General features: G+C 63.1%; 24 protein-coding genes. 20 read left to right on the forward strand and 4 right to left on the reverse strand.

What is annotated here, in order from left to right; translation table 11 throughout:
- On the forward strand, positions 1-508 hold a 508-nt coding region (locus ACCO56_RS20785), incomplete at its 5' end, for a TRAP transporter small permease (protein ID WP_433642764.1).
- Between the two features lie 10 nt (positions 509-518).
- On the opposite strand, the gene ACCO56_RS20790 is transcribed toward ACCO56_RS20785, so the two are convergent.
- The 4 genes from ACCO56_RS20790 to ACCO56_RS20805 are packed head-to-tail and all read right to left on the reverse strand — an operon-like array spanning position 519 to position 3,971.
- Positions 519-1,364 carry a metal ABC transporter permease gene (locus ACCO56_RS20790; RefSeq protein WP_433642765.1) on the reverse strand — a complete coding sequence of 282 codons (846 nt, stop codon included), beginning with the start codon at positions 1,362-1,364 and terminating at the stop codon, positions 519-521.
- Positions 1,365-1,366: 2 nt separating this feature from the next.
- Complete coding sequence (locus tag ACCO56_RS20795) at positions 1,367-2,227, reverse strand: metal ABC transporter permease (protein ID WP_433642766.1); 861 nt, start codon at positions 2,225-2,227, stop codon at positions 1,367-1,369.
- Complete coding sequence (locus ACCO56_RS20800; protein WP_433642767.1) at positions 2,224-3,111, reverse strand: manganese/iron ABC transporter ATP-binding protein; 888 nt, start codon at positions 3,109-3,111, stop codon at positions 2,224-2,226. Before ACCO56_RS20800 ends, ACCO56_RS20795 begins: the two co-directional genes overlap by 4 nt.
- Entirely contained in the window at positions 3,108-3,971 is an 864-nt protein-coding gene (locus ACCO56_RS20805; RefSeq protein ID WP_433643032.1) for a metal ABC transporter substrate-binding protein, read from the reverse strand. Before ACCO56_RS20805 ends, ACCO56_RS20800 begins: the two co-directional genes overlap by 4 nt.
- 260 nt (positions 3,972-4,231) lie before the next feature.
- On the opposite strand from ACCO56_RS20805, the gene ACCO56_RS20810 reads away from it, so the two are divergent.
- The 19 genes from ACCO56_RS20810 (at position 4,232) to ACCO56_RS20900 (ending at position 24,214) form a co-directional block, all read left to right on the forward strand.
- On the forward strand, positions 4,232-4,663 hold the full coding sequence (locus ACCO56_RS20810; RefSeq protein WP_433642768.1) for a Fur family transcriptional regulator: 432 nt from the start codon (positions 4,232-4,234) through the stop codon (positions 4,661-4,663).
- 123 nt (positions 4,664-4,786) lie between these two features.
- Positions 4,787-6,190, forward strand: coding sequence for a glucuronate isomerase (uxaC, locus tag ACCO56_RS20815; RefSeq protein ID WP_433642769.1), 1,404 nt, complete (start codon positions 4,787-4,789; stop codon positions 6,188-6,190).
- A 264-nt stretch (positions 6,191-6,454) separates the two neighbouring features.
- Positions 6,455-7,438 carry a TRAP transporter substrate-binding protein gene (locus ACCO56_RS20820; protein ID WP_433642770.1) on the forward strand — a complete coding sequence of 328 codons (984 nt, stop codon included), beginning with the start codon at positions 6,455-6,457 and terminating at the stop codon, positions 7,436-7,438.
- Between the two features lie 232 nt (positions 7,439-7,670).
- A complete protein-coding gene (locus ACCO56_RS20825; protein WP_433643033.1) occupies positions 7,671-8,195 on the forward strand; it encodes a TRAP transporter small permease in 525 nt (174 codons plus the stop codon).
- Positions 8,195-9,475: a TRAP transporter large permease gene (locus ACCO56_RS20830; protein WP_433642771.1), complete on the forward strand. Its 1,281-nt coding sequence runs from the start codon at positions 8,195-8,197 to the stop codon at positions 9,473-9,475. The genes ACCO56_RS20825 and ACCO56_RS20830 overlap by 1 nt, the downstream gene beginning before the upstream one ends.
- Positions 9,476-9,508: 33 nt before the next feature.
- Positions 9,509-10,276, forward strand: a complete 768-nt coding sequence (locus ACCO56_RS20835; RefSeq protein ID WP_433642772.1) for a FadR/GntR family transcriptional regulator — start codon at positions 9,509-9,511, stop codon at positions 10,274-10,276.
- Between the two features lie 11 nt (positions 10,277-10,287).
- Positions 10,288-11,124 (forward strand): 5-dehydro-4-deoxy-D-glucuronate isomerase, encoded by an 837-nt coding sequence (gene kduI, locus ACCO56_RS20840; RefSeq protein WP_433642773.1) that lies wholly within the window; start codon positions 10,288-10,290, stop codon positions 11,122-11,124.
- Positions 11,121-11,885 carry a 2-dehydro-3-deoxy-D-gluconate 5-dehydrogenase KduD gene (gene kduD / locus ACCO56_RS20845; RefSeq protein ID WP_433642774.1) on the forward strand — a complete coding sequence of 255 codons (765 nt, stop codon included), beginning with the start codon at positions 11,121-11,123 and terminating at the stop codon, positions 11,883-11,885. Before kduI ends, kduD begins: the two co-directional genes overlap by 4 nt.
- 9 nt (positions 11,886-11,894) lie before the next feature.
- The gene (locus tag ACCO56_RS20850; protein WP_433642775.1) at positions 11,895-12,233 is read left to right on the forward strand and encodes a cupin domain-containing protein; all 339 of its coding nucleotides are present in this window, start codon (positions 11,895-11,897) and stop codon (positions 12,231-12,233) included.
- 104 nt (positions 12,234-12,337) lie between these two features.
- Entirely contained in the window at positions 12,338-13,753 is a 1,416-nt protein-coding gene (gene gndA / locus ACCO56_RS20855) for an NADP-dependent phosphogluconate dehydrogenase (protein WP_433642776.1), read from the forward strand.
- Positions 13,754-14,083: 330 nt separating this feature from the next.
- On the forward strand, positions 14,084-15,316 hold the full coding sequence (locus tag ACCO56_RS20860) for an ABC transporter substrate-binding protein (RefSeq protein ID WP_433642777.1): 1,233 nt from the start codon (positions 14,084-14,086) through the stop codon (positions 15,314-15,316).
- A gap of 154 nt (positions 15,317-15,470) precedes the next feature.
- On the forward strand, positions 15,471-16,373 hold the full coding sequence (locus tag ACCO56_RS20865; RefSeq protein ID WP_433642778.1) for a carbohydrate ABC transporter permease: 903 nt from the start codon (positions 15,471-15,473) through the stop codon (positions 16,371-16,373).
- A complete protein-coding gene (locus ACCO56_RS20870) occupies positions 16,366-17,304 on the forward strand; it encodes a carbohydrate ABC transporter permease (protein ID WP_433642779.1) in 939 nt (312 codons plus the stop codon). The genes ACCO56_RS20865 and ACCO56_RS20870 overlap by 8 nt, the downstream gene beginning before the upstream one ends.
- Before the next feature lie 4 nt (positions 17,305-17,308).
- On the forward strand, positions 17,309-18,394 hold the full coding sequence (locus ACCO56_RS20875) for an ABC transporter ATP-binding protein (RefSeq protein WP_433642780.1): 1,086 nt from the start codon (positions 17,309-17,311) through the stop codon (positions 18,392-18,394).
- Positions 18,395-18,423: 29 nt separating this feature from the next.
- The gene (locus ACCO56_RS20880; RefSeq protein WP_433642781.1) at positions 18,424-19,170 is read left to right on the forward strand and encodes a sugar phosphate isomerase/epimerase family protein; all 747 of its coding nucleotides are present in this window, start codon (positions 18,424-18,426) and stop codon (positions 19,168-19,170) included.
- A gap of 13 nt (positions 19,171-19,183) precedes the next feature.
- Positions 19,184-20,329 carry a Gfo/Idh/MocA family protein gene (locus ACCO56_RS20885; protein WP_433642782.1) on the forward strand — a complete coding sequence of 382 codons (1,146 nt, stop codon included), beginning with the start codon at positions 19,184-19,186 and terminating at the stop codon, positions 20,327-20,329.
- A 92-nt stretch (positions 20,330-20,421) separates the two neighbouring features.
- A complete protein-coding gene (gene mgrA, locus ACCO56_RS20890) occupies positions 20,422-21,471 on the forward strand; it encodes an L-glyceraldehyde 3-phosphate reductase (protein WP_433642783.1) in 1,050 nt (349 codons plus the stop codon).
- A 9-nt stretch (positions 21,472-21,480) separates the two neighbouring features.
- Entirely contained in the window at positions 21,481-23,094 is a 1,614-nt protein-coding gene (locus ACCO56_RS20895) for a glycoside hydrolase family 43 protein (protein ID WP_433642784.1), read from the forward strand.
- Positions 23,095-23,326: 232 nt separating this feature from the next.
- Positions 23,327-24,214, forward strand: a complete 888-nt coding sequence (locus ACCO56_RS20900) for an amidohydrolase family protein (RefSeq protein WP_433642785.1) — start codon at positions 23,327-23,329, stop codon at positions 24,212-24,214.
- Positions 24,215-24,277: the final 63 nt, after the last annotated feature.

Raw genomic sequence — 24,277 nt, forward strand, 5'->3', positions numbered from 1 at the left:
TCTTGCCGCGGTCGGCGCCGGTTCCATGCTGTTCCTGATGATGATGGTGACGGTGATCAGCGTGGCCGGCCGCTACTTCCTGCAGGCCGACCTCATCCCCGGCGCCTACAACATCGTCGAGCGCATCATCTTCCCGCTGCTGGTCTTCTGGGCGTTGCCGATCGCGCATCGCGAAGGCATGTTTCCGCGCCTGGAGACCCTGGCCGATGCGCAGCCGCCGCGCCGGCGGGCCATCGTCGCGGCCCTGGTGACGGCCGTCGAGATCGCCGTTTACGCCGTGTTCATGTGGTACATCCTGCGCTTCGTCTGGACCAGCATCCAGTCGAACCGGACGATGCAGATCGGCACCTCGTTCTGGCCGTTGTGGCCGATCCTCGTGATGATGCCGCTGGCTTTCGGGCTGATGCTGCTGGAGATGGGCCGGCTGCTCTACCGCGATGTCAGACGGGTCCTGGGCCTCGAGGCCGCCGCCGACGAGCCGGCGTTCCACGGGAGTTCGGCAGTATGACCGCCTGGCTTTAGGTATCCGCCGGAATGCGGCTCTGCACCCGTGCAACGCGCTTTCTGGCGACGAGATAGGCGGCGGCGAAAGTGATGCTCATCAGGAGCACGATCGTTGGTGCGGGCGCCGAATCTAGAAAAAAACTCAGATAGATGCCGAGGAACGACGCCGAAACCGCAACGGCGATCGCGGAAATCAGCATGCGCTCGAACCTGTTCGTCAGGAGAAAGGCGATGGCGCCCGGTGCTATCAGCATGGCGATCGCCAGGATGATGCCGACGGCTTTCAAGGCCCCGACGATCGACAGAGACAATACCGCCAGCAGCCCGTAATGCAGCAGCCGTACCGGCAGGCCGATCGCCTGGGCATGCTGCGGGTCGAAGGCATGGAGCAGCAGGTCGCGCCGAAACACGCCGACCGTCGACAAGACCACCGCGGCGATAATTCCGCTTTCGAGCACGTCGCCCCAGCCGACGCCGAGCATGTCGCCGAACAGGATATGGTCGAGGTGGACGTCGGTCTGTATCTTGGTGTAGAGCACGAGACCGAGACCGAACATGCCGGAGAATACGATGCCCATCACCGTGTCCTCCTTGATGCGGCTGTTCTCCTTGAGAAAGCCGGTGGCGAGCGCGCAGGTCATGCCGGCCGCGAAGGCTCCGACGGCGAGCGGCAGGCCCGCAATGTAGGCGAGCACGATGCCCGGCAGGACGCCATGGCTGATGGCATCGCCCATCAGTGACCAGCCTTTGAGCACGAGGAAGCACGACAGCAGTGCCATCGGCGCCGCGACCAGGATCGCGATGACGAAGGCCTGCTGCATGAAGGCGAACTGGAAGGGCGCGAGGAGCATTTCGACCATGGTCACAGCCCCTGCTCCAGAGCTTGCCGCGCCCGGCGACGGGCGGCGAGCATGCCGTGCTTCGGCGCGAAGGCGAATGCCAGGAGGAAGATCAACGTCTGGAGAACGACGATGATGCCGCCGGTCGCGCCGTCGAGGAAATAGCTCGCATAAGCGCCGACCAAGCTGGTGATCGCGCCGATCCCGACGCTGATCGCGATCAGGCGGGGAAAACGGTCGGTGAGAAGGTAGGCGGTCGCGCCTGGTGTCACGACCATGGCGATGACCAGGAAGGCGCCGACGGTCTGAAGCGCCGCGACGGTGCAGGCCGAAAGCAGCGTGAAGAACAGCACTTTCATCCGGTCCGGATTGAGACCGATCGACCGCGCGTGGTTCTCGTCGAAGAAGGTCACCATGAGGTCCCGCCATTTGACGAACAGGATCAGCAGCGAAATGCCGGCGATGACGACGAGCTGGAGCGTGTCCGCGGCGGTGATGGCGAGGATGTTGCCGAGCACGATGGTCTGGATGTTCACCGAGGTCGGCGAGAGCGACACCATGAACAGGCCGAGGCCGAAGAAGGAGGTGAAGATCAGCCCGATGATGGCGTCTTCCCGAAGCTTGGTCCGCTGATTGAGGAAAAGCATGGCGCCGGCGGCGAGGCCGCCGGAGAGGAAAGCGCCGAAGGCGAAAGGCAGCCCAAGCATGTAGGCCCCGGCCACCCCTGGGACGATGGAATGGGAGAGGGCGTCGCCGATCAGCGACCAGCCCTTCAGCATGAGATAGGCGGACAGGAAGGCGCAGACGCCGCCGACCAGCGCCGAGACCCACATGGCGTTGATCATGTAGCCGTAGGCGAAAGGCTCGGCCAATTGGTCGATCATCTCGGGCCGCCCTGTTCGTCCGAGTTCTCGCCATAGATCACGAAAGGCCGCTCGTCGTCGGTCAGGACCGTCACCTTGCGCGGGTCGGCGTCGTCGTGCAGCTCCGTGCCGCCGAGCGTGAACTGCCGCAAGACGCCGCCGAAAGCTTTCTCCAGATTGGCCTGTGTGAACACTTCGGCGGTCGGGCCTTCCGCCAGCACGGCGCGGTTGATGAGCACGGCGCGGTCGCAGAATTGCGGCACGCTGCCGAGATTGTGGGTCGAGACGAGCATGATCCTGCCCTCGTCGCGCAAGGAACGCAGCAGCTTGACGATGGCGTCCTCGGTCTTGACGTCGACACCGGTGAAAGGCTCGTCGAGGAGGATGATCTGCCCCTCCTGGGCAAGCGCCCTGGCCAGGAAGACGCGCTTCTTCTGGCCGCCCGACAATTCCCCGATCTGGCGCTTGCGGTAGGCGCTCATGCCGACCCGTTCGAGCGCGGCATCCACCTTGTCGCGATCGTCCGGGCGCGGGATGCGCATGAAATTCATATGGCCGTAGCGGCCCATCATCACCACGTCCTCGACGAGCACGGGGAAGTTCCAGTCGACGTCCTCGGATTGCGGCACATACGCGACGGCGTTGCGTCTCAGGGCCTCCACGGCAGGCGCGCCGAACATCGAGACCCTTCCGGCCGCAAGCGGCACGAAGCCCATGATCGCCTTGAAAAGCGTGGATTTGCCAGAGCCGTTGACCCCCACCAGGGCCGTGATCGAGCCGCGGGGGATCGAGAAGCTGGCGTTGCGCAACGCGGTGTGGCCATTGCGGTAGGTGACGGTAATGTTCTCGACCGAGAGGCCGTCCCTGGCTGGCGCGTCCGTGGCGCTGGCTACCGAAAGGTTCATTCCGTCAGGCCTTTGGCGATGGTCTCCGTGGTGGCTCGCAACAAGTCGAGATAGGTAGGCACCGGCCCGTTGGCGTCGCTCAGCGAGTCCACATAGAGCACACCACCGTAATTGGCACCGGTCTCGCGCGCCACCTGCTTGGCGGGATCGGCCGACACGGTGCTTTCGCTGAACACGGCGGGAATGTGGTGGGCGCGCACTGCGTCGATCACCTTGCGCACCTGCTGCGGCGTGCCTTGCTGGTCGGCATTGATGGGCCAGAGATACAGCTCTTTCAGTCCGAAGTCGCGTGCAAGATAGCTGAAAGCGCCTTCGCTCGAGACAAGCCAGCGCCGTTCCTCCGGGATGGCCGAAAGGCGGGCATGGATCGGCTCGACCGTGGCCTTGATCTTTTCCGCGTAGGCGGTGGCGTTGCGGTTGTAGGTCTCGGCATTCTCCGGATCGCGCTCCGCCAACGCCTTGCGGATATTCTCGACGTAAATGAGGGCGGCCGTGGGCGACATCCAGGCGTGCGGGTTGGGTTTTCCGGTATAAGGACCTTCGGCGATCCCCATCGGCTCGACGCCTTCGGACACCACGACGCCCGGCACGTCCTTGAGGTTCTGGAAAAATTTCTGGAACCAGAGCTCCAGGTTCAGGCCGTTCCACAAGATGAGATCGGCGTCCTGTGCCCGGATGAGATCGCCCGGCGTGGGCTGATAGTTGTGGATCTCGGCATTGGGCTTGGTGATGGATTCCACGTCGGCGGCATCGCCGGCGACGTTCCGCGCCATGTCGGCGATGATGGTGAAGGTGGTCACGACCTTCAGTTTTTCACTGTTGCTGGCTTCGCCGCTGCAGGCGGCAAGACCGAGCGCCATGAGCACGGCAATGACGGCGCGGAGCATTTCTGTTGTCACTCCTCGGACGGATCACTTCGGAAGGGCGCGCAAGCACCATGTTCCAAGAAATAGAGGCGGGGCGGACATCTGTCAATGCAATTGCAAATCGTTTGCAATAAGTGTGGTCAACAGCGGGGCCGGCCGTCTTCCCCGGGGCTAAGCGAAGCTGAGGGTTGGATAAGCCGGTTGGAGGGGGCCATTTCTTTGCAACTGGTTGTCATCTGGCGCATAATTCGACCATGACGAAAGCGCCGACTCAAAAACCCGATTACGAGAAACAGCTACGCCGTGCCGGCGTTCGCATAACCCGCCCGCGACGGATTATTCTGGACATTCTGTCGAGCACGGAAGGCCATCCCGACGCGCTCGAGATCTTCCAGATGGCGTCGAAGGCCGACAGCAGCATTTCCCTGTCCACCGTCTACCGGACGATGAAGCTGCTCGAGGGCATGGGCGCCATTCATCGTCATGCATTTGAAGGCGGCCCCTCACGATTCGAGCAGGCCATGGGCGAGCATCACGATCATCTGATCGACATTGAGACAGGCGACGTCATCGAGTTCAAGTCCGACAGGATCGAGCAGCTGCAGGACGAGATCGCGCGCGCGCTCGGCTACGATATTGTCCATCATCGCCTCGAGCTCTACGGCAAGAAGCGGCGCAAGGCCTGACGGCGCATCCGCAGGCAAGAATCACGCTTCAGCTAGAAGTCATCATACAAATTTCGATCTAGCCGATTGACATAGTATCTCTGCCGCCTTACGACTCTCCATCCATCGCGAGGGGGAGATTTCGTGCTGCTGGATGACGATCGCCTTTTCCCCGTCGAACCTGCGGTGCGCGCTCTCGCCCGGGCCCTGTTCGCCGAGGTCCGGGACCTGCCGATCGTCAGTCCCCACGGCCACACGGATCCGCGTTGGTTCGCGGAGAACGAACGATTTCCCGATCCCGCCCAGCTCCTGATCGTCCCGGATCATTATATTTTCCGCATGCTTTTCAGCCAGGGCGTCGCGCTGGAAAGCCTGGGTGTGCCGCGCGCCGACCGTGGGCCCGTCGAGACCGACGGACGCAAGATCTGGCGCATCTTCGCCGAACATTTCCATCTCTTCCGCGGCACCCCGACGAGGCTCTGGCTCGACCATACTTTCGCGACGCTGTTCGGCATCGACGTGCCTTTGTCGGCGGACACGGCGGATTTGTATTATGACCGCATCGCGGAGTGCCTGGAGCGCGACGACTATCGCCCACGGGCGCTGTTCGAGAGATTCCGCATCGAGACGATCGCGACGACGGAAGGCGCGCTCGACGACCTCAAATGGCATCGCATGATCGCCGATTCCGGCTGGGGCGGTCGGGTGATCACGACCTACCGGCCGGACGCAGTCGTCGACCCCGACTTCGCCGGTTTCGCCGACAACCTCCGCATGCTGGGCGAGATCACCGGCTGCGACATCGGTGGTTGGGCGGGCTATCTCGACGCGCATCGGGCGAGGCGGGCCTTTTTCAAGGAGCATGGCGCGACCGCGACCGACCATGGCCACGCCACGGCCGATACTGCGGATCTCTCCCGCGGCGCAGCCGAGGCCCTGTTCGCTCGCATCCGGGCGGGCGAGGCGAATGCCGCGGAGAGGAACCTGTTCCGAGCGCAGATGCTGACCGAGATGGCGCGGATGAGTCTCGTCGACGGGCTTGTCATGCAGATCCATCCCGGCTCTCGCCGCAATCATTCGCCTGGGATCCTCCAGCGTTTCGGCCGGGACAAGGGCTTCGATATTCCCGGCCGCACCGACTACGTCGCTGCCCTGAAGCCGATGCTCGACGCTGTCGGGCTCGAGCCCGGCCTGACCGTCATCCTCTTCACGCTGGACGAGACGGCCTATGCGCGCGAGCTGGCGCCGCTTGCCGGCGTCTACCCCAGCCTGAAGCTCGGTCCTGCCTGGTGGTTCTTCGACAGCCCGGAGGGCATGCGCCGCTTCCGCCAGCTGACGACCGAGACCGCCGGCTTCTACAACACCGTGGGCTTTAACGACGATACCCGCGCCTTCCCTTCCATTCCCGCCCGTCACGACGTCGCGCGGCGGGTCGACTGCGCCTATCTCGCCGGACTCGTCGCGACCGGCCAACTCCGGGAGGAGGAGGCGGCCGAGCTTGCCGTCGAACTCGCCTACGGGCTCGCCAAGCGGGCCTATCGCCTTTGATGCCAACGGTCAAAAACCGTTGGAGCGCGCGACTGCGCGCCGCGGCAGCAGAGCGCCGCGCGTCCGTTCGGGCGCGCAAAGGACGCTCTGCCAGAGTAGGGTTGCCGCATCGTGCTTACCGAACCTTCGGTTCGGGCCGGTGCGGTGGCGCGAAAGCCAAGCGGCCCGGATGGGCCGCGCCGGCGCCTGAGGCGCCCTGGATGTGTCAACATCCAGGGCCATTGAATGAGAACGGAACCGAAATCAGGAATAGGGAGGAGAACCATGAACCTGATCCGGAAGTTCACTGCCGCCGCAGCACTGTCCGCGGTGCTGTTCGGCGGCGCTGCCTATGCGCAGGAAATCACGCTCAAATCGTCCGACACCCATCCGGACGGATATCCGACCGTGGAGGCGGTCAAATTTTTAGGCGAGCTCGTCAAGGAGCGCACGGGCGGACGCATCGCCATCGAGGTTTACCATTCCGCCCAACTCGGCGAGGAGAAAGACACGATCGAACAGACGCGCGCCGGCGTCATTGACATGAACCGCGTCTCGCTCGGGCCTTTCAACAACATCGTCGAGGAGACTCAGGCAGTCTCGCTGCCTTACGTCTTCAAGTCGATCGACCACATGCACAAGGTCATGGACGGGCCGATCGGGGAGGATATCCTGAAGGCTTTCGAGGCGCATGACCTCGTCGGGCTCGCCTTCTACGATTCGGGCTCGCGCTCCTTCTACAACGCCAGGAAGCCGATCAAGTCCATCGACGACCTGAAGGGCATGAAGTTCCGCGTCATCCAGTCCGACGTGTTCGTCGCCATGGTCAATGCCCTCGGCGCCAACGCCGTGCCGATGCCCTATGGCGAAGTCTATTCGGCCATCCAGACGGGCGTGATCGACGGCGCCGAGAATAATTGGCCGAGCTATGAATCTTCGAAGCACTATGAGGTTGCGAAACACTACACGCTCGACCAGCACCTGATCGTGCCGGAAGTGCTGGTCATGTCGAAGGCCTCCTGGGACAAGCTGTCGGCGGAGGACCAGGCGATCGTCAAGGCGGCCGCCAAGGAGAGCGTGGCCAAGATGCGCGCGCTTTGGGCCGCACGCGAAGCCGCGTCCGAAAAGACCGTTCGTGATGCGGGCTCCGAGGTGGTGACCGAGATCGACAAGCAGCCTTTCATCGACGCGATGAAGCCCGTCTACGAGCAGTTCGTGAAGAGCGACAAGCTCAAGGATCTCGTCTCGCGCATTCAGGCGACGGAGTGAGACCGCGGGGGGTCGATGATTGATCGGTCGCGAGCAGCCCCTCACTGTCCTGCCGGACATCTCTCCCCGCTTGCGGGGAGAGAGACGCTGACCGCTTGGGTTTCGCCAACTGCCAACGGCGGGCGATTTGCGAAAGTGGAGATGACAGCGGTCTTCTCCCCGCCTGCGGGGAGAAGTGGCCGGCAGGCCGATGAGGGGCTTGCCCAACGGGCAATCCTTCGAGGGCACTTCCATGCGTGAATACCTGCCGCGGATCGGGCGATTCCTGTCGGCCCTATCGAACCTCGCGCTCTGGCTGGCCGGCATCGGACTCGTTCTGATGACCGCGTTCGTGGCCTGGCAGGTCTGGGGCCGTTACGTGCTTAACGCCAGCCCGAGCTGGACGGAGCCGGCCTCCGTGATGCTGATGAGCTGGTTCATCTTTCTCGGCTCGGCCGTCGGCGTGCGCGAGAACTTCCATCTCGGTTTCGACGTGCTCCTCTACGCCATGCCGAAGGCGCGCGGCGTGCTGAGGACGATATCCGACGTGCTGGTCATGGGCTTCGGCATCGGCATGGTCGTCTATGGCGGAAAGCTCGTGGCCCTGACCTGGGATTCGACGATGCCCGCGCTCGGCCTTCCCGGCGGCCTGGACTACGTGCCGATCGTCGCCGGCGGCATTCTCGTCACCCTGTTCTCGCTGGAGCGCATGGTTCTGCGTTTCGCCGGCGAGCCGGTCGACATCGACGCGGTGATCGCGGAAGAGGCGGCAATCTGATGGAACTGTGGATTCTGTTCGGCGTTTTCACGCTGCTCATGCTGATCGGCACGCCGATCGCCTTCTGCCTGGGTGTCGCCAGCTTCGCGACCGTCCTCTACATGGGCCTGCCCCCGCTGGTGGTGTTCCAGCGCATGAATTCGGGCATGAATGTCTTCTCGCTGATCGCGGTGCCCTTCTTCATCTATGCCGGCGACCTGATGGTGCGGGGCGGCATCGCCCAGCGCATTGTGGCCTTCGCCGGTGCCCTGGTCGGCCATCTGCGCGGCGGGCTCGGTCAGGTGAACATTGCCGCCTCCACCATGTTCGGTGGCATCTCCGGCTCCGCTGTCGCGGAAGCAGCCGCCGTCGGCGGGCTGATGATCCCGCAGATGAAGGCCCGCGGTTATGGCGTGGACTATGCGGTGAACGTGACTTCCATGGCGGCACTGATCGCGCTGCTGCTGCCGCCCTCGCACAATATGATCATCTATTCGATCTCGGCGGGCGGCAAGATCTCGATCGCCGACCTGTTCACGGCCGGCATCATTCCAGGCCTGCTCTTCGCGGCCGCGCTGATGGTCACGGCCTATTTCGTGGCGCGCAGCCGCGGCTATCCGGTCGAGCCTTTCCCAGGGCTGGCTGCCGCGCTGCGCCTGGGGATCGTCGCGGTCCCCGGCCTGCTCCTGATCGGCATCATTTTCGGCGGCGTCCGCTCGGGCATCTTCACTGCGACCGAGAGCTCCTGCGTGGCGGTGATCTACGCGCTGCTGGTCACCATGTTCCTCTACCGGCAAATGAGCTGGAGCCAGTTCGTCCATTCGACGCTGGGCGCGGTGCGCACGACCTCGATGGTGCTTTTGATCATCGGCACGGCTGCCGCCTTTTCCTGGCTGATGGCGTTCCTGAAGGTTCCGGCGGCGCTGATCGCCTCGCTCAATGCCATCTCCGAGAATCCGTTGGTGATCTTGCTCCTGCTCAACGTGCTTATGCTTTTCCTCGGCACGTTCATGGACATGGGGCCGATGATCATCATCACGACGCCGATCTTCCTGCCGGTCGTGCAGGCCTATGGCATCGACCCCGTTCATTTCGGGGTGATCATGATCCTCAATCTCGGCATTGGCCTGAACACCCCGCCGGTCGGCTCCGTCCAGTTCGTCGCCTGCGCTGTGGGCAAGATCTCGGTCTGGGAGGCCATGCGATCCATCTGGCCGTTCTACGCTGCTGGCGTGATCGTGCTCATGGCTGTGACTTACATTCCTGCGATCTCGCTCTGGCTGCCATCGGTCTTTAAGTGAGGCGAAGCGTCGTGCCACTGCCGGAGGCCTGGAATGAACACTGATGAACGCTTGGCTGACGAGACACAGAGACGGCCGAAGCTCGCCGATCGCCTTGTCGATGCCATCCGGGAGCAAATCGTTTCCGGGATCTTCCAGCCGGGCGACAAGCTGCCGACGGAGGCCCAGCTCTGCGGCGAATACGGCGTCAGTCGGACGGTCGTGCGCGAAGCGGTGACGCGTCTTGCCGCCGATGGCCTCGTTCTTCCCCGGCAAGGCGCCGGTGTCTTCGTCAGCGAGCAGGCGCCGACCGCGCTGGCAAGCCTGGCCGCGGATCTGAGCGGCAAGGTGTCGATGGTGCTCAACGTCCTCGAGGTGCGCATGGCGATCGAGATCGAATCGGCCGCCCTTGCCGCGCAGCGGCGCTCGCCGTCCCAGGAAGCGGATATCCGCGCGGCCTTCCGCGAGTTCGACATGCAGCTCCAGCGTGGCGAGCCGACGGGCACGGCCGACTTCGCCTTCCATCGGGCGATCGCCCAAGCGACCAACAATCCCTTCTATGTCGAAATCCTCGATGTTCTCGGTCGCCGCACCATCCCGCGCGATCTCGTGACGACGGTCTCGTCCGAGCTGCTCCAGTCGCAGGAATACCAGGCGAAGCTGCAGGCCGAACATCGGGCGATCATGGAGGCGGTTTCGGACGGCGACGCCGAAGCGGCGCGAGACGCCATGCGCGGACACCTCTCCGCGAGCCAGCGCCGCTATCACGGTCTTCTGCAAAGCGGCGGAGATCTGCAACGACTGTTTTTCAGGAAACTCTGAGGGGATTTGCGATGCGTGTTGATATCCGTCAGCCGGTGGGACCGGAGGCCGCGCAAGCCTTCGATACGGCACAGCTGCGCGAGAGATTCCTGGTCGAGACCTTGTTCATGCCGGGAGAGATCCGCCTGACCTACACGCATTTCGACCGTCTGATCGTGGGCGGCGCCACGCCGACCATGGAGGCTCTCGCTCTCGCATCGATCAGGGAAACCGGCACGCCGGGTTTTCTCGACCGTCGCGAGATGACGGTCGTCAATATCGGCGGGCCGGGCGACGTCTTCGCCGACGGGCGCGCTTTCCCGCTGGGCCATCGCGACATGCTCTACCTCGGCAAAGGGGTGAAAGAGGTGCGTTTCGCCAGTGCCGAGAAGGAGAAGCCGGCGAAATTCTATCTCCTGAGTGCTCCCGCACATAAGGAGATTCCGTCCCGACTGATCCGTATCGGCGATGCCAAGCGGGTCGATCTCGGCGCCCGCGCGACTTCCAACGAGCGATCGATCTATCAGTTCGTCCATCCCGACGTGATGGAATCCTGCCAGCTCGTGGTGGGAATGACGGTGCTGGCGGAAGGGTCGGTCTGGAACACCATGCCCTGTCACGTCCACGACCGTCGGTCGGAGGCCTATCTTTATTTCGGCTTGCCGGAATCGGCGCGTGTCTTCCATTTCATGGGTGAGCCGGCCGAGACACGCCACCTCGTCGTCGCCAACGAGCAGGCGATCCTGTCGCCGGGCTGGTCGATCCACAGCGGCGCCGGCACCTCCAACTACAGCTTCATCTGGGCGATGGCAGGCGATAATGTCGACTACACCGACGTCGACATGGTCACGATGGAGGATCTGCGATGAACGGGTTGGACATCTTCAGCCTGGCTGGCCGCCGGGCGCTGGTCACCGGGGCCAATACGGGAATCGGGCAAGGCATCGCGATTTCCCTTGCGCGAGCCGGCGCGGAGATCCTGGCGGTAGGCCGTTCCTCAATGGACGAGACCATTGACGCGATCGAAGCACACGGCGGGAAGGTCGTTCCGGTCATGTCCGATCTCTCAGATTCCGTCGGCGCCGCCGCCGCGCTCGAACGCAGCTGGGACGAACTCGGGCCGATCGATATTCTGGTCAACAATGCCGGTATCATCAGGCGCGGTGACGCGGTGGACTTTTCTGAGGCCGACTGGGACGATGTCATGGACGTCAATCTGAAATCGGTCTTCATGCTGAGCCAGGCGCTGGCTCGCAAGGCCTTCACCGAGGAGCGCCCGGCCAAGATCATCAACATCGCGTCCCTGCTGTCCTTCCAGGGCGGCATCCGCATCGTCTCCTACACGGCGGCCAAAAGCGGCCTGGCCGGGCTGACGCGCATACTCGCCAACGAATGGGCGGCACGGCGCATCAACGTCAACGCCATCGCGCCGGGGTACATCATCACCAACAACACCAAGGTGCTGCGCGAGGACCCGGTGCGCAGCGCCGAGATCCTGAAGCGGATCCCGGCGGGACATTGGGGCAAGCCGGAGGACATCGGCGGCACCGCGGTCTTCCTGGCGAGCGCGGCGTCCGATTATGTGCATGGCGCCATCTTCCCGGTCGACGGCGGCTGGCTGGCGAGATAGGAGCGGTTCATGGCAAGCTCCAACTTCGTGAAACCGTCGGCCGGCGACTGGACGCCAACCGAGCCCGGCGTGCGCCGGCGACTGCTCACGCATAACGAACAATTGATGATCGTCGAGGTGGCCTTCGAGAAGGGGGCGGTCGGTTCACTCCATTCGCATCCGCACATCCAGGCGAGCTATGTGGCGGAAGGCGCCTTCGAGGTGACCATCGACGGCGAGACGGCGGTGCTCGAGGCCGGACAGAGCTTCATCGTGCCTTCCAACGCGGTTCATGGTTGCCGGGCGCTGGAGGCGGGGCGGCTCATCGACAGCTTCACGCCGGCACGACTGGAGTTCCTCTCCGTCTGAGCGGGATCGGACCGTCCACTCGCGATCGGTGCGGTTGACGAACGGCACGTCGGGGCGGATCATCGCCGTCCGCATCAGCGACAAGACCCAAGGGAAAAAAGAAGATGGAACAGAAAGCCGACATTGGCCTGATCGGGCTCGGCGTCATGGGATCTAACCTCGCGCTCAACATCGCCGAGAAGGGTCACCGGATCGCGGTCTTCAACCGCACGACGTCACGCACCGACGCCTTTGTCGAGCAAGCCGGCGACCTCAGGGACAGGATCATTCCCTGCAAGACGATCGAGGCTCTGGCGGAGGCGATCCGCCCGCCCCGGCCGATCATCCTGATGGTCCAGGCGGGCAAGGCTGTCGACGAGCAGATTGCGCTGCTGCGCGGTGTCCTGTCGGCCAACGACATCGTCATCGATGCGGGCAACGCCAATTTCCGCGACACGATGCGCCGTTTCCACGAACTCGAAGGCTCGGGTCTGACCTTCATCGGCATGGGTGTTTCTGGCGGCGAGGAAGGCGCGCGCCATGGGCCTTCGATCATGGTCGGCGGAACCGAGGAATCCTGGCGACGCGTCGAGGATGTGCTGACCGCCATCTCCGCGAAATATGAGGGCGAGCCCTGCGCCGCCTGGCTCGGAACCGACGGCGCCGGCCATTTCGTCAAGACCATCCATAACGGGATCGAATATGCCGACATGCAGATGATCGCCGAGATCTACGGCATCCTGCGCGATGGGCTCGGGATGGCCGCCAAGGAGATCGCGCCGATCTTCGGGGGTTGGAACCGCGGTCGCTTGAACTCCTACCTGATCGAGATCACGGCCAAGGTGCTCGAGGCGGACGATCCCCAGACTGGGTCGCCGGTGGTCGACGTCATTCTCGACCGGGCCGGCCAGAAGGGCACGGGCAAATGGTCGGTCATCGAGGCGCAGACGCTCGGCGTGCCTGCGACGGCCATCGAGGCGGCTGTGGCGGCGCGCGTGCTCTCGTCGATGAAGGACGAGCGTATCGCCGCTCAGAAAGTGTTCGGGGTGGCTGGGCCGGGGCTGAGCGCCGATCGGGCGAACCTTCTTCCGGATCTCGAGGCCGCGCTCTTCGCCGGCAAGATCGCCGCCTATGCGCAGGGGTTCGCGGTCATGGCCGCCGCTTCCAAGGAGTTCGGCTGGAACTTGCCGCTGCCCGTCATCGCCAAGATCTGGCGGGCGGGCTGCATCATTCGCTCGCAATTCCTCGGGCGCCTTGCCGAGGCGTTCGCGACCAGTGGCTCGGTCCCCAATCTCCTCATGGCGCCTGACTTCGTCGAGATGATGAACGAGACCCACCCGTCCTTGCGCCGCGTCCTGGCGCGTGCGGTTGAAGCCGGCCTGCCTGTGCCGGCGCTCTCTTCCGCGCTCGCTTATTTCGACAGCTATCGTCAGGGGCGCGGAACATCCAACCTCATCCAGGCCCAGCGTGATTTCTTCGGCGCCCACGGCTTCGAGCGTATCGACGCGAGCGGCGCCTTCCACGGTCCCTGGGCGAGCTGAGATCGGAGCGGCCGTATCGGCCGCGCCAAAATCCGGCGTGAAAACAAGAGCATGGAACGGCCACATCGAGATTGCCGATGCGGCCTGTCTGTTATGCCGGCTTGTGCCGCTATGGGGACTCGCATCCGGGGAGGGTGACGCTGTTGCGCGGGGTCGAGCTTCGCGCCGATTTGGCTTGACAATCCTTTTTTTCGGAAGTCAAAATAAATGTAATCGATTGCACCGCTCGTTTGCGGCACCCCAGTCGATCGATTGATCCCTCGGAAATAGGAGGCCGGCGGATCGAGTGGAACGCCTGTCGTGGGAGCGCCAGGCTAACGGGAGGAAATCATGAAGTCTTTCAAGGCACTTATTGCGGCCTCGACTCTGCTTGCCTCGGCGAGCCTTGCGAATGCGACCGATCTCGAGGTCACCCATTGGTGGACGTCCGGAGGCGAGGCGGCTGCCGTCGCCGAGCTCGCCAAGGCTTTCGACGCGACCGGCAACAAATGGGTCGACGGCGCCATCGCCGGCTCCGGTGGCACGGCACGGCCGATCATGATCAGCCGCATCACCGGCGGTGACCCGATGGGCGCGACGCAGTTCAACCATGGCCGACAGGCGGAGGAACTCGTCGAGGCCGGTCTGATGCGTGATCTCACCGACGTCGCCACGAAAGGGAAGTGGACGGAAATCATCCGGCCGAAGAGCTTGCTCGACAGTTGCACCATCGACGGCAAGATCTATTGCGCGCCGGTGAACATCCATTCCTGGCAGTGGCTGTGGCTCTCCAACAAGGCCTTCGAGGAGGCCGGGGTGCCTGTGCCGAAGAATTGGGACGAATTCGTCGCAGCTGCACCGGCGCTCGAAAAGGCCGGCAAGGTGCCGCTCGCGGTAGGCGGCCAGCCGTGGCAGGCGAGCGGCGCCTTCGCCGTCCTGATGATCGCAATCGGCGGCAAGGACACCTTCCTCAAGGTGTATTCCGACAAGGATGCTGAGGTTGCCGCCGGACCGGAGGTCGCCAAGGTGTTCAAAGCTGCGAACGACGCCCGCGCCATGTCGAAGAACACCAATGTCCAGGACTGGAACCAGGCGACCAACATGGTCATTACCGGCAAGGCTGGCGGCCAGATCATGGGCGACTGGGCGCAGGGCGAGTTCCAGGTGGCCGGCCAGGTGGCCGGAAAGGACTACACCTGCCTGCCCGGATTGGGGGTCAACGAGATCCTCTCGACCAATGGCGATGCCTTCTACTTTCCGCTGCTGAAGGACGAGGAGAAATCCAAGGCGCAAGACGTCCTGGCCGCGACCTTGCTCGATCCGAAGACCCAGGTCGCATTCAACCTCAAGAAGGGTTCGCTGCCGGTGCGGGGCGACGTCGATCTCGCCAGCGCCAACGACTGCATGAAGAAGGGCCTCGACATTCTGGCCAAGGGCAACGTGATCCAGAGTGCCGACCAGCTTGTTTCCGCCGATACGACAAAGCAGATCGAGGATCTTTTCGCGGAGTTCTTCGCCACTCCGAGCCTGACGCCGGAGGACGCGCAGAAGCGTTTCGCCGACATTATCGCGTCGGCCGACTGATCCTTTCGGGAGCCTTCGACCCGAAGCGAGCTGCGTTTCGGGTCGTGCTTCGCGAAAGCCGGGCGGCGGCGCTTACATCCGAACGACCGCCGACCCGGCGAAGGCTGGCCGCACCCTGGCCGAAGCCTGAATGCGCAGGAAAGGGTCGATCGAGATGAGCGAAACCTACGCAAGACGTCCAAGTCAGGTTTTCAGGAACCTGAGCGCAAAGATCGCATCCGTGCCGATGATCCTCACGGCGGTGGTCGTCTTTGCCGGCGGCACTGCCTGGACCGTCCTTTATTCCTTCACCAATTCCAAGCTGCTGCCGCGTCTCAATTTCGTAGGGCTGTCGCAGTACGAGCGCCTGTGGGCGGCGCCGCGCTGGCAGGTGGCCATCGAGAACCTGGCGATCTATGGCGTCCTGACCCTCGTCTTCTCGCTGGTCATCGGCTTCATACTGGCCGCCCTCCTCGACCAGAAGATCCGTTTCGAGGACACCTTCCGGACCATCTTCCTCTATCCCTTCGCGCTCTCCTTCATCGTGACCGGCCTCGTCTGGCAGTGGCTGCTCAATCCCGACTTCGGAGTGCAGGGCGTGGTGCGTAGCCTGGGCTGGGAGAGCTTCACCTTCGATCCGCTCTACGATGCCAGGATCGTCATCTACGGCATCCTGATCGCTGCGCTCTGGCAGGGCACCGGTCTTATCATGTGCCTGATGCTCGCGGGCCTGCGCGGTATCGACGAGGACATCTGGAAGGCCGCGCGCGTCGACGGCATCCCCACTTGGAAGACCTATCTTTTCATCATCATTCCGATGATGCGCCCGGTCTTTGTCACGACGCTGGTCATCATCGCGTCTGGCATTGTCAAGGTCTACGACCTCGTCGTGGCCCAGACGAGCGGCGGCCCGGGGATCGCTTCCGAAGTCCCGGCGAAATACGTCTACGACTACATGTTCCACGCACAGAATCTGGGCCAGGGTTTCGCGGCCTCGACGATGATGCTGCTCAGCGTGATCATCGTCGTGGTGCCCTGGGCCTATCTGGAATTCGGAAAGAGGCGTCGCCATGGCTGATGCCGCCGTCCTCGAACGTCCGATTTCAGCCGAGGCGCCTGCGCGGGCCGTGTCGGGGCCTTATGGCCCGAAGCCGCGCCGAGCGCTCTCCGCCCGAAACATCATGCTCTATGGCACGCTGATCGTCGTCGCCCTTTATTATCTTCTTCCGCTCTACGTGATGGTCGTCACGTCGTTGAAGGGCATGCCGGAGATCAGGGTGGGAAATATCTTCTCTCCGCCTCTCGAGATAACCTTCGAGCCCTGGGTGAAGGCGTGGTCGCAAGCCTGCACCGGGCTCAATTGCGATGGCCTGTCGCGCGGCTTCTGGAACTCCGTGCGCATCACCGTGCCGAGCGTCGTGCTCTCGATCGCGATCGCCTCGATCAACGGTTACGCGCTCGCCAACTGGCGCTTCAAGGGCGCCGACATCTTCTTCACCATCCTGATCATCGGCGCCTTCATTCCCTACCAGGTGATGCTCTACCCGATCGTCATCATCCTGCGCGAGATCGGCCTCTACGGCACGCTGACCGGCCTCGTCGTCGTGCACACGATCTTCGGCATGCCGATCCTGACGCTGCTCTTCCGCAACTACTTCGCGTCGATCCCTGAAGAGCTGTTCAAGGCCGCGCGTGTCGACGGCGCCGGCTTCTGGGGCATCTACCTCAAGATCATGCTGCCGATGTCTCTGCCCATTTTCGTCGTCGCGATCATCCTGCAGGTCACCGGCATCTGGAACGACTTCCTGTTCGGCGTCGTCTACACGCGGCCGGATGTCTATCCGATGACCGTCCAGCTCAACAACATCGTCAATTCGGTGCAAGGGGTGAAGGAATATAATGTGAACATGGCGGCGACCTTGCTCACCGGGCTCGTCCCGCTGGTGATCTACTTCATTTCCGGAAAACTATTCGTGCGCGGTATCGCCGCGGGCGCGGTGAAAGGTTGAGCCGATGACGAGCGTCGCGGTCAAGGATGTCTCGTTGAGCTTCGGCACGGTCGAAGTGCTGAAGTCGCTCGACCTCGAGATTCCCGAAGGCGAATTCCTCGTCCTGCTCGGGCCGTCGGGCTGCGGGAAATCGACATTGCTCAACTGCATTGCCGGCCTGCTCGACGTTTCCAAGGGCCAGATCTTCATCAAGGGGCGGAACGTCACCTGGGAGGAGCCCAAGGACCGCGGCATCGGCATGGTGTTCCAGTCCTATGCGCTCTATCCGCAGATGACCGTGGAAGGCAATCTTTCCTTCGGGCTGAAGAACGCGGGCCTGGCCAGGGACGAGATCGCCCGGCGCGTTGCCAAGGCATCCGAGATCCTGCAGATCGAACAATTGCTGCAACGGAAGCCTTCGGCGCTCTCCGGCGGTCAGCGGCAGCGCGTGGCGATCGGCAGGGCCTTGGTGCGCGACGTCGACGTCTTCCTGTTCGACGAGCCCTTGTCCAATCTCGACGCCAAGCTGCGTTCGGAACTGCGGGTCGAGATCAAGCGCCTGCACCAGCGGCTTGGCAACACGATGATCTATGTGACGCACGACCAGATCGAGGCGCTGACGCTGGCCGACCGCATAGCGGTTATGAAGGGCGGGGCGATCCAGCAGCTCGATACGCCGCACGCCATCTACAACAATCCCGTCAACCGCTACGTCGCCGGTTTCATCGGCTCGCCCGGCATGAATTTCATCGAGGGCAAGGTGGAGCCCGGCACTGTTCCGGCCTTCCGGGTCGGCGACGTTTCGGTGCCGCTCGACCGCTACCGCTTCGGCAAGGACGCTGTCCGGGGCGGTGGCGTCACGCTCGGCGTCAGGCCCGAGCACATCGGTTTTGGCGACAACGGTAAAGCCTATCCCTTCACGGGCGAGGTCGAGGTCGAAATCGTCGAGCCGATGGGCTCGGACACGCTGGTCTGGACGAAGCTCGGCGGCCAGCCGCTGTCGTTCAGGGTCGATGCCGAACGCCATCTCCATGTCGGCGATAAGGTGCGCATCGGCTTCGATCCCGCCCGCGCCTCCCTGTTCGATGCCGATATGGGCGACAGGCTCTGAAAAACAAACCACAAGCGGAAGAAGCGACAATGGATTGGTCATTTCAGCTTTACAGTGCGCGCAATTTTCAACCGTGGAGCGGCGTTCTCAAGACCCTTTCCAACCTGGGCTACAAGCAGGTCGAGGGGTTCGGCGGCGTTTACGGGGATCCCAAGGCGTTCCGGGCGGAACTCGACGGCAACGGCCTTGCGATGCCCACGGCGCATTTCTCCATCGAGGTGCTGGAGAACGATTTCGACGCCGCGCGCAAGACAGCGGAAACGCTCGGGACAAAGCTTCTCATCTGCCCTTTTCTGATGCCGGATCAGCGCCCCAATGACGCCGCCGGCTGGCAGACCTTCGGAAAACGACTGGCAAAGGTCGGAGACGCGGCGGCCAAGGCCGGCCTCGGCTTCGCCTGGCACAATCACGATTTCGAGTTCAAGCCGCTCGCCGACGGGTCGATCCCCCTGAAGCATATTCTCGACTCCGCCGCCGGCGTGGGTTGGGAGATCGACGTCGCCTGGGTGGTCCGTGGCGGCGCCGATCCCCTCAAATGGATCAACGACTATGCGTCGCGGATCGTCGCGGTCCACGTCAAGGACATCGCGCCGAAGGGCGAGGCGCTTGATGAGGACGGTTGGGCCGATGTCGGCCACGGCACGGTCGACTGGACGGGTATCTACAAGGCGCTCCGGCAGCATACGCCGGCTAAGCATTACATCATGGAACATGACCACCCGAGTGATCTCGAGCGCTTCGCCGCTCGCTCGATCGCCGCCGGAAAAAACTTCTAGGAGCTTCCATCACATGGCCAGGAAACTCGGAGTCGGTGTTATCGGCTGCGGCAATATCTCGGCAACCTATTTCGGGCTCGCCCCGATGTTCCGAGGCATCGAAATGCGCGCCTGCGCGGATATCGACGTGAATGTCGCCAAGACGCGCGCCAAGGAGTACAAGCTGCGCGCCATGGCGGTGGACGAGCTGCTGCAGGCCGACGATATCGACATCGTCGTGAACCTTACCATTCCCGCCGTCCATTACGAAGTGTCGAGGGACATCCTGGACGCGGGCAAGCATGTCTATTCGGAGAAACCGTTCGTCCTCTCGGTGAAGGAGGGGCTCGATCTCAAGAAGCGCGCGGAGAAGAAGGGCCGACGCATCGGTTCCGCGCCCGACACTTTCTTTGGGGGGGCGCATCAGCTCGCCCGCAGCCTGGTCGATTCCGGCAAGCTCGGGCGCATCACTTCAGGCACCTGCCACGTGATGAGCCGCGGCATGGAGCACTGGCATCCCAATCCGGATTTCTTCTTTCAGCCGGGCGGCGGCCCCATCCTGGACCTCGGCCCCTACTACATCAGCAACCTCATCCAGCTGATCGGCCCGGTGAAGCAAGTGGCGGCGCTCGCCACGATTCCCTTCAAGGAGCGCATCATTTCGTCAAAGCCGCGTTTCGGCCAGAAGATCCCGGTGAACACGCCGACCACGATCCACGCGCTGCTCGAATTCGAGAACGGCGCAGCGGTCTCCTTCAACGCGAGCTGGGACGTATGGCAGCACGGCCATGCCCCGATGGAGCTGTTCGGGGAGGAGGGGACGATCTATGTGCCGGACCCGAACTTCTTCGGCGGCACGGTGCGCTACACGAACCGCGGCGACGATGTGAAAAAGGCGCCGAAATGGGACCATCCCTTCGGCGTGCCGAACCAGAAGCATTCGACGGGTATGCTGGCCAACTACCGCACGGCCGGCCTTGCCGATATGGCCATCGCGATCATGGAAGGGCGGCCGCACCGCTGTTCGATGGAAGGCGCACTGCACTCGGTCGATGTCATGACAGGCATCCTGAAGTCGGGCGAAACCGGCAAGTTCGTCAAGATGCAGACCACCTGCGAACGGCCGGCCGCGCTCGGGGTGAAGGAAGCAAAGGCGCTGCTGGCGAAAAAGAAAAAGTAGCAATGATCGCGTCGCGATAGGCTACAGGTCATCTTCGAGGCTCGTCGGGCGAGCCTCGAAGTATGTGCCCACGATAACGACGAGGAAGAATCATGCCCTGGCAGCCAGCGGAAAATCGCTACGAGTCGATGATCTACAACCGGTGCGGTCGCTCGGGACTGAAGCTGCCGGCGATCTCGCTCGGTCTCTGGCACAGTTTCGGCGAGGATGCGTCGCACAAGCTGAAGCGCGCGATCTGCCGCAAGGCATTCGATCTCGGCATCACCCATTTCGACCTCGCAAACAATTACGGTCCGCCGCCGGGGTCGGCCGAAATCGCCTTCGGCGAGATCCTGCGGACGGACTTCGCCGGCTATCGCGACGAGCTGATCATCTCCACCAAGGCGGGCTACGAAATGTGGGCGGGGCCCTATGGCGAGTGGGGCAGCCGCAAATACCTGCTGGCGAGCCTCGACCAAAGCCTGCAGCGGCTGGGGGTCGACTATGTCGACATCTTCTATTCCCATCGTTTCGATCCCGAGACTCCGCTCGAGGAAACGATGATGGCGCTCGACCATGCCGTGCGCTCGGGCAGGGCACTTTATGCTGGCATTTCCTCCTACAACTCGCAGCGCACGCGCGAGGCTACCGACATCTTGCGCCAGCTCGGCACACCCTGCCTCATCCACCAGCCGAGCTATTCCATGATCAACCGCTGGGTCGAGGATGACGGCCTGCTCGACACCCTCGACGGGCTGGGCATTGGCTCGATCGTCTTCTCGCCGCTTGCGCAGGGCATGCTGACCGACAAATACCTGAAAGGCATCCCTGAAGGCAGCCGGGCCTCGCAGGGCAAGTCCTTGCGCAGGGAGTTCCTGAACGACAAGACGCTCGCCAACATCGGCGCGCTGAACGACATCGCCAAGCGTCGGGGACAGACGCTCGCGCAGATGGCGCTCGCCTGGGTGCTGCGCGGTGGCCGCGTCACGTCCGCGCTCATCGGTGCGAGCCGGCCGGAACAGGTCGAGGATTGCGTCGGCGCGCTGGCCAAGCGCGACTTCACCGAGGCCGAACTGGCGGAGATCGATCAATATGCTCGCGAGGCCGACATCAACCTCTGGGCGGCTTCGGCCGAACGTAAGGGGCCACCCCGCAAGAAATAGGGCGAATCCATGATCCAGAACCCGATCCTGCCCGGCTTCAATCCCGACCCGTCGATCTGTCGGGTAGGGTCGGACTACTACATCGCCACTTCGACCTTCGAATGGTATCCCGGCGTTCAGATCCACCATTCCACCGACCTGGTGAACTGGCGGCTCGCCAAGCGGCCGCTCGACCGCGCCGCTCAGCTCGACATGAGGGGCAATCCCGATTCAGGGGGTGTATGGGCGCCGTGCCTGTCCTTTGCCGACGGCCTGTTCTGGCTGGTCTACACGGACGTCAAGCGGCTCGATGGCAACTTCAAGGACGCGCACAACTACATCGTGACCGCGCCTGCCATCGAAGGGCCATGGTCGGATCCGGTTCACGTCAATTCGAGCGGCTTCGATCCCTCGCTGTTCCACGACGAGGACGGCCGGAAATGGTTCCTGAACATGGTCTGGAACCATGTTTCGACTGGCATCGGCGGCAGTCCGAAGCATCCGTCCTTCGCCGGCATCCTTCTCCAGGAATACGATCCGGAAGCGAGGAAACTCGTGGGTCCCGTGAAGAACATCTTCGCCGGGAGCCCGCATGGGCTGGTCGAAGGGCCGCATCTCTTCAAACGCGACGGATGGTATTATCTCACCACCGCCGAAGGCGGGACTGGCTACGATCATGCCGTGACGATGGCGCGCTCCCGTCGCATCGACGGGCCCTATGAACTGCATCCCGAAATCCACGTCATCACATCGAAGGACGCTCCAACTGCGGTCCTGCAGCGCGCCGGCCACGGCCAGATCGTCGAGACGCCGGACGGCGACTTCTATCATACGCATTTGTGCTCGCGTCCCTTGCCCGGCCTGCGGCGCTCTCCGCTCGGTCGTGAAACGGCGATACAGAAATGCGTTTGGGGCGAGGACGGCTGGCTGAGGCTGGCGCAAGGCGGCCCGGTGCCGCAGATCGAGGTTCCCTCACCTGTTGCGACCACGCAGCGAGCAGAGCCGGAGTCGATCTCCTACGATTTCAACGGCCCTGACCTGCCGCTCGATTTCCAGTGGCTGCGAACGCCCCATCCGGAACGGCTTTTCTCGCTCGAGGAAAGGCCTGGAGTTCTGCGCCTTTTCGGACGCGAATCGATCGGCAGCTGGTACGAGCAGGCGCTCGTCGCCCGCCGGCAGCAACATTTCGTGTTCCGCGCTGAAACGGAGCTGGCCTTCACGCCCGAGCACTTCCAGCAGGCTGCCGGCCTGACCCACTATTACAACCGCCACAAGTTCCATTTCCTCGGCGTTACCCACGACGCCAGGCATGGGCGCGTTCTCACCATCCTGTCATGTCCCGGCGACTGGCCGGACGGCAGGCTGCGTTTTCCGCTCGCCGATCCGCTCCCGCTCAGTGCCGATGGCCCGATCGGCCTGGCGGCCGAGGTCGATGGCGCGACGCTGCAATTCTGGTACCGCGATGGTGGTGTCTGGACAAAGGTGGGACCGGAACTCGACGCCAGCGTCATTTCCGACGAAGGCGGTCGCGGCGAGCATGGCTCCTTCACCGGGGCCTTTGTCGGCATGGCCGCCTTCGACACGAGCGGCGCGGGCAAGTCGGCCGATTTCAGCCGTTTCGCTTACATGAGGCGCGAGGACTGAGGCCTTGACCGGCCGGCCCGTCCCTCACTGCCCGGGTGAGGGATAGCCTTTCCAACCATGTTGACAGGAGTTAGATTAACGTTAAACCTGCGCTGCATGATGAAATTCAGCATGCAGTGTTGAGTTTTGTCCTGACAATTTTCTACCCCTCGGGGGGCAAAGCTACGCCGATCGCCCTGTGCCGGATTCGCGTAGACGGTGCCTTTCGTTGTTCTCAATGCCGGGAGGAATCATGATCATCGATATCCACACGCACACGCCTCAGTTCTTGGATAAGATTCCTCCTGAACAGCGCACCGTCAACAGCACGTGGCGGCCCGATGCGACGCGTAATTCGAACTTCACGTGGGCCGAATATCGCGAGTCGCAATCGGTCGTCGACAAATCGATCGTATTCGGCATCGCATGGGAGCCGGGCGAGCGCGTCGGCGGCAGCAATGGGCCACGCGACCACGGCGATGTCGCCGACAAGGCGAACGACTTCACGGCAAAATTCGTGCAGGCCTATCCTGACGAGCTGATTGGCTTTATGTGCGTGCATCCTTACGACGTCGAGGCAATGGACGAGATGGAGCGCAGCCGCGTCGATCTCGGTCTGCGCGGGGTGAAACTCGGCGCCAATTACCAGGCCTATGATCCGCTCGATCGACGAGCGCTTGCCGTCTACCAATATGCCGAACGGCATCGGCTGCCGATCATGTTTCACACTGGCACATCGGCGGTGAAGTCGGCTCCGATCCCTGCGGCGCACCCGCTCACCATCGACGAGATCGCAAGCCGTTATCCTGACCTGAAGATCATCATGGCGCATATGGGCCATCCGTGGACGGCCGACGCCGTTGTCGTGGCGCGCAAGCACGCCAACGTCTACACCGACATTTCCGGCCAGTTCTATCGGCCGTTCACCCACTACGAGGCGATGATCCGGGCAACCGAGTGGAACATTCTCGATAAGGTCCTTTTTGGATCGGACTATCCGGTGACCACGCCGACCGAGACGATGGAGGGGCTGCGCCGCGTCAATGACATCGTGGAGGGCACCCGCATGCCGCGCGTGCCGCTCGACAAGATCGAGGAGATCATCCACCGAGACAGCCTGAAGCTGCTCGGGCTGGACTGAGGCGATCGCGTAGCCCGGCAGCGGCCCGGTTGATGGCACCGCCTGGGGTTGGGCGAGAGAGCT

This window comes from Mesorhizobium sp. 1B3 (assembly GCF_050958605.1).
GTDB lineage: Bacteria > Pseudomonadota > Alphaproteobacteria > Rhizobiales > Rhizobiaceae.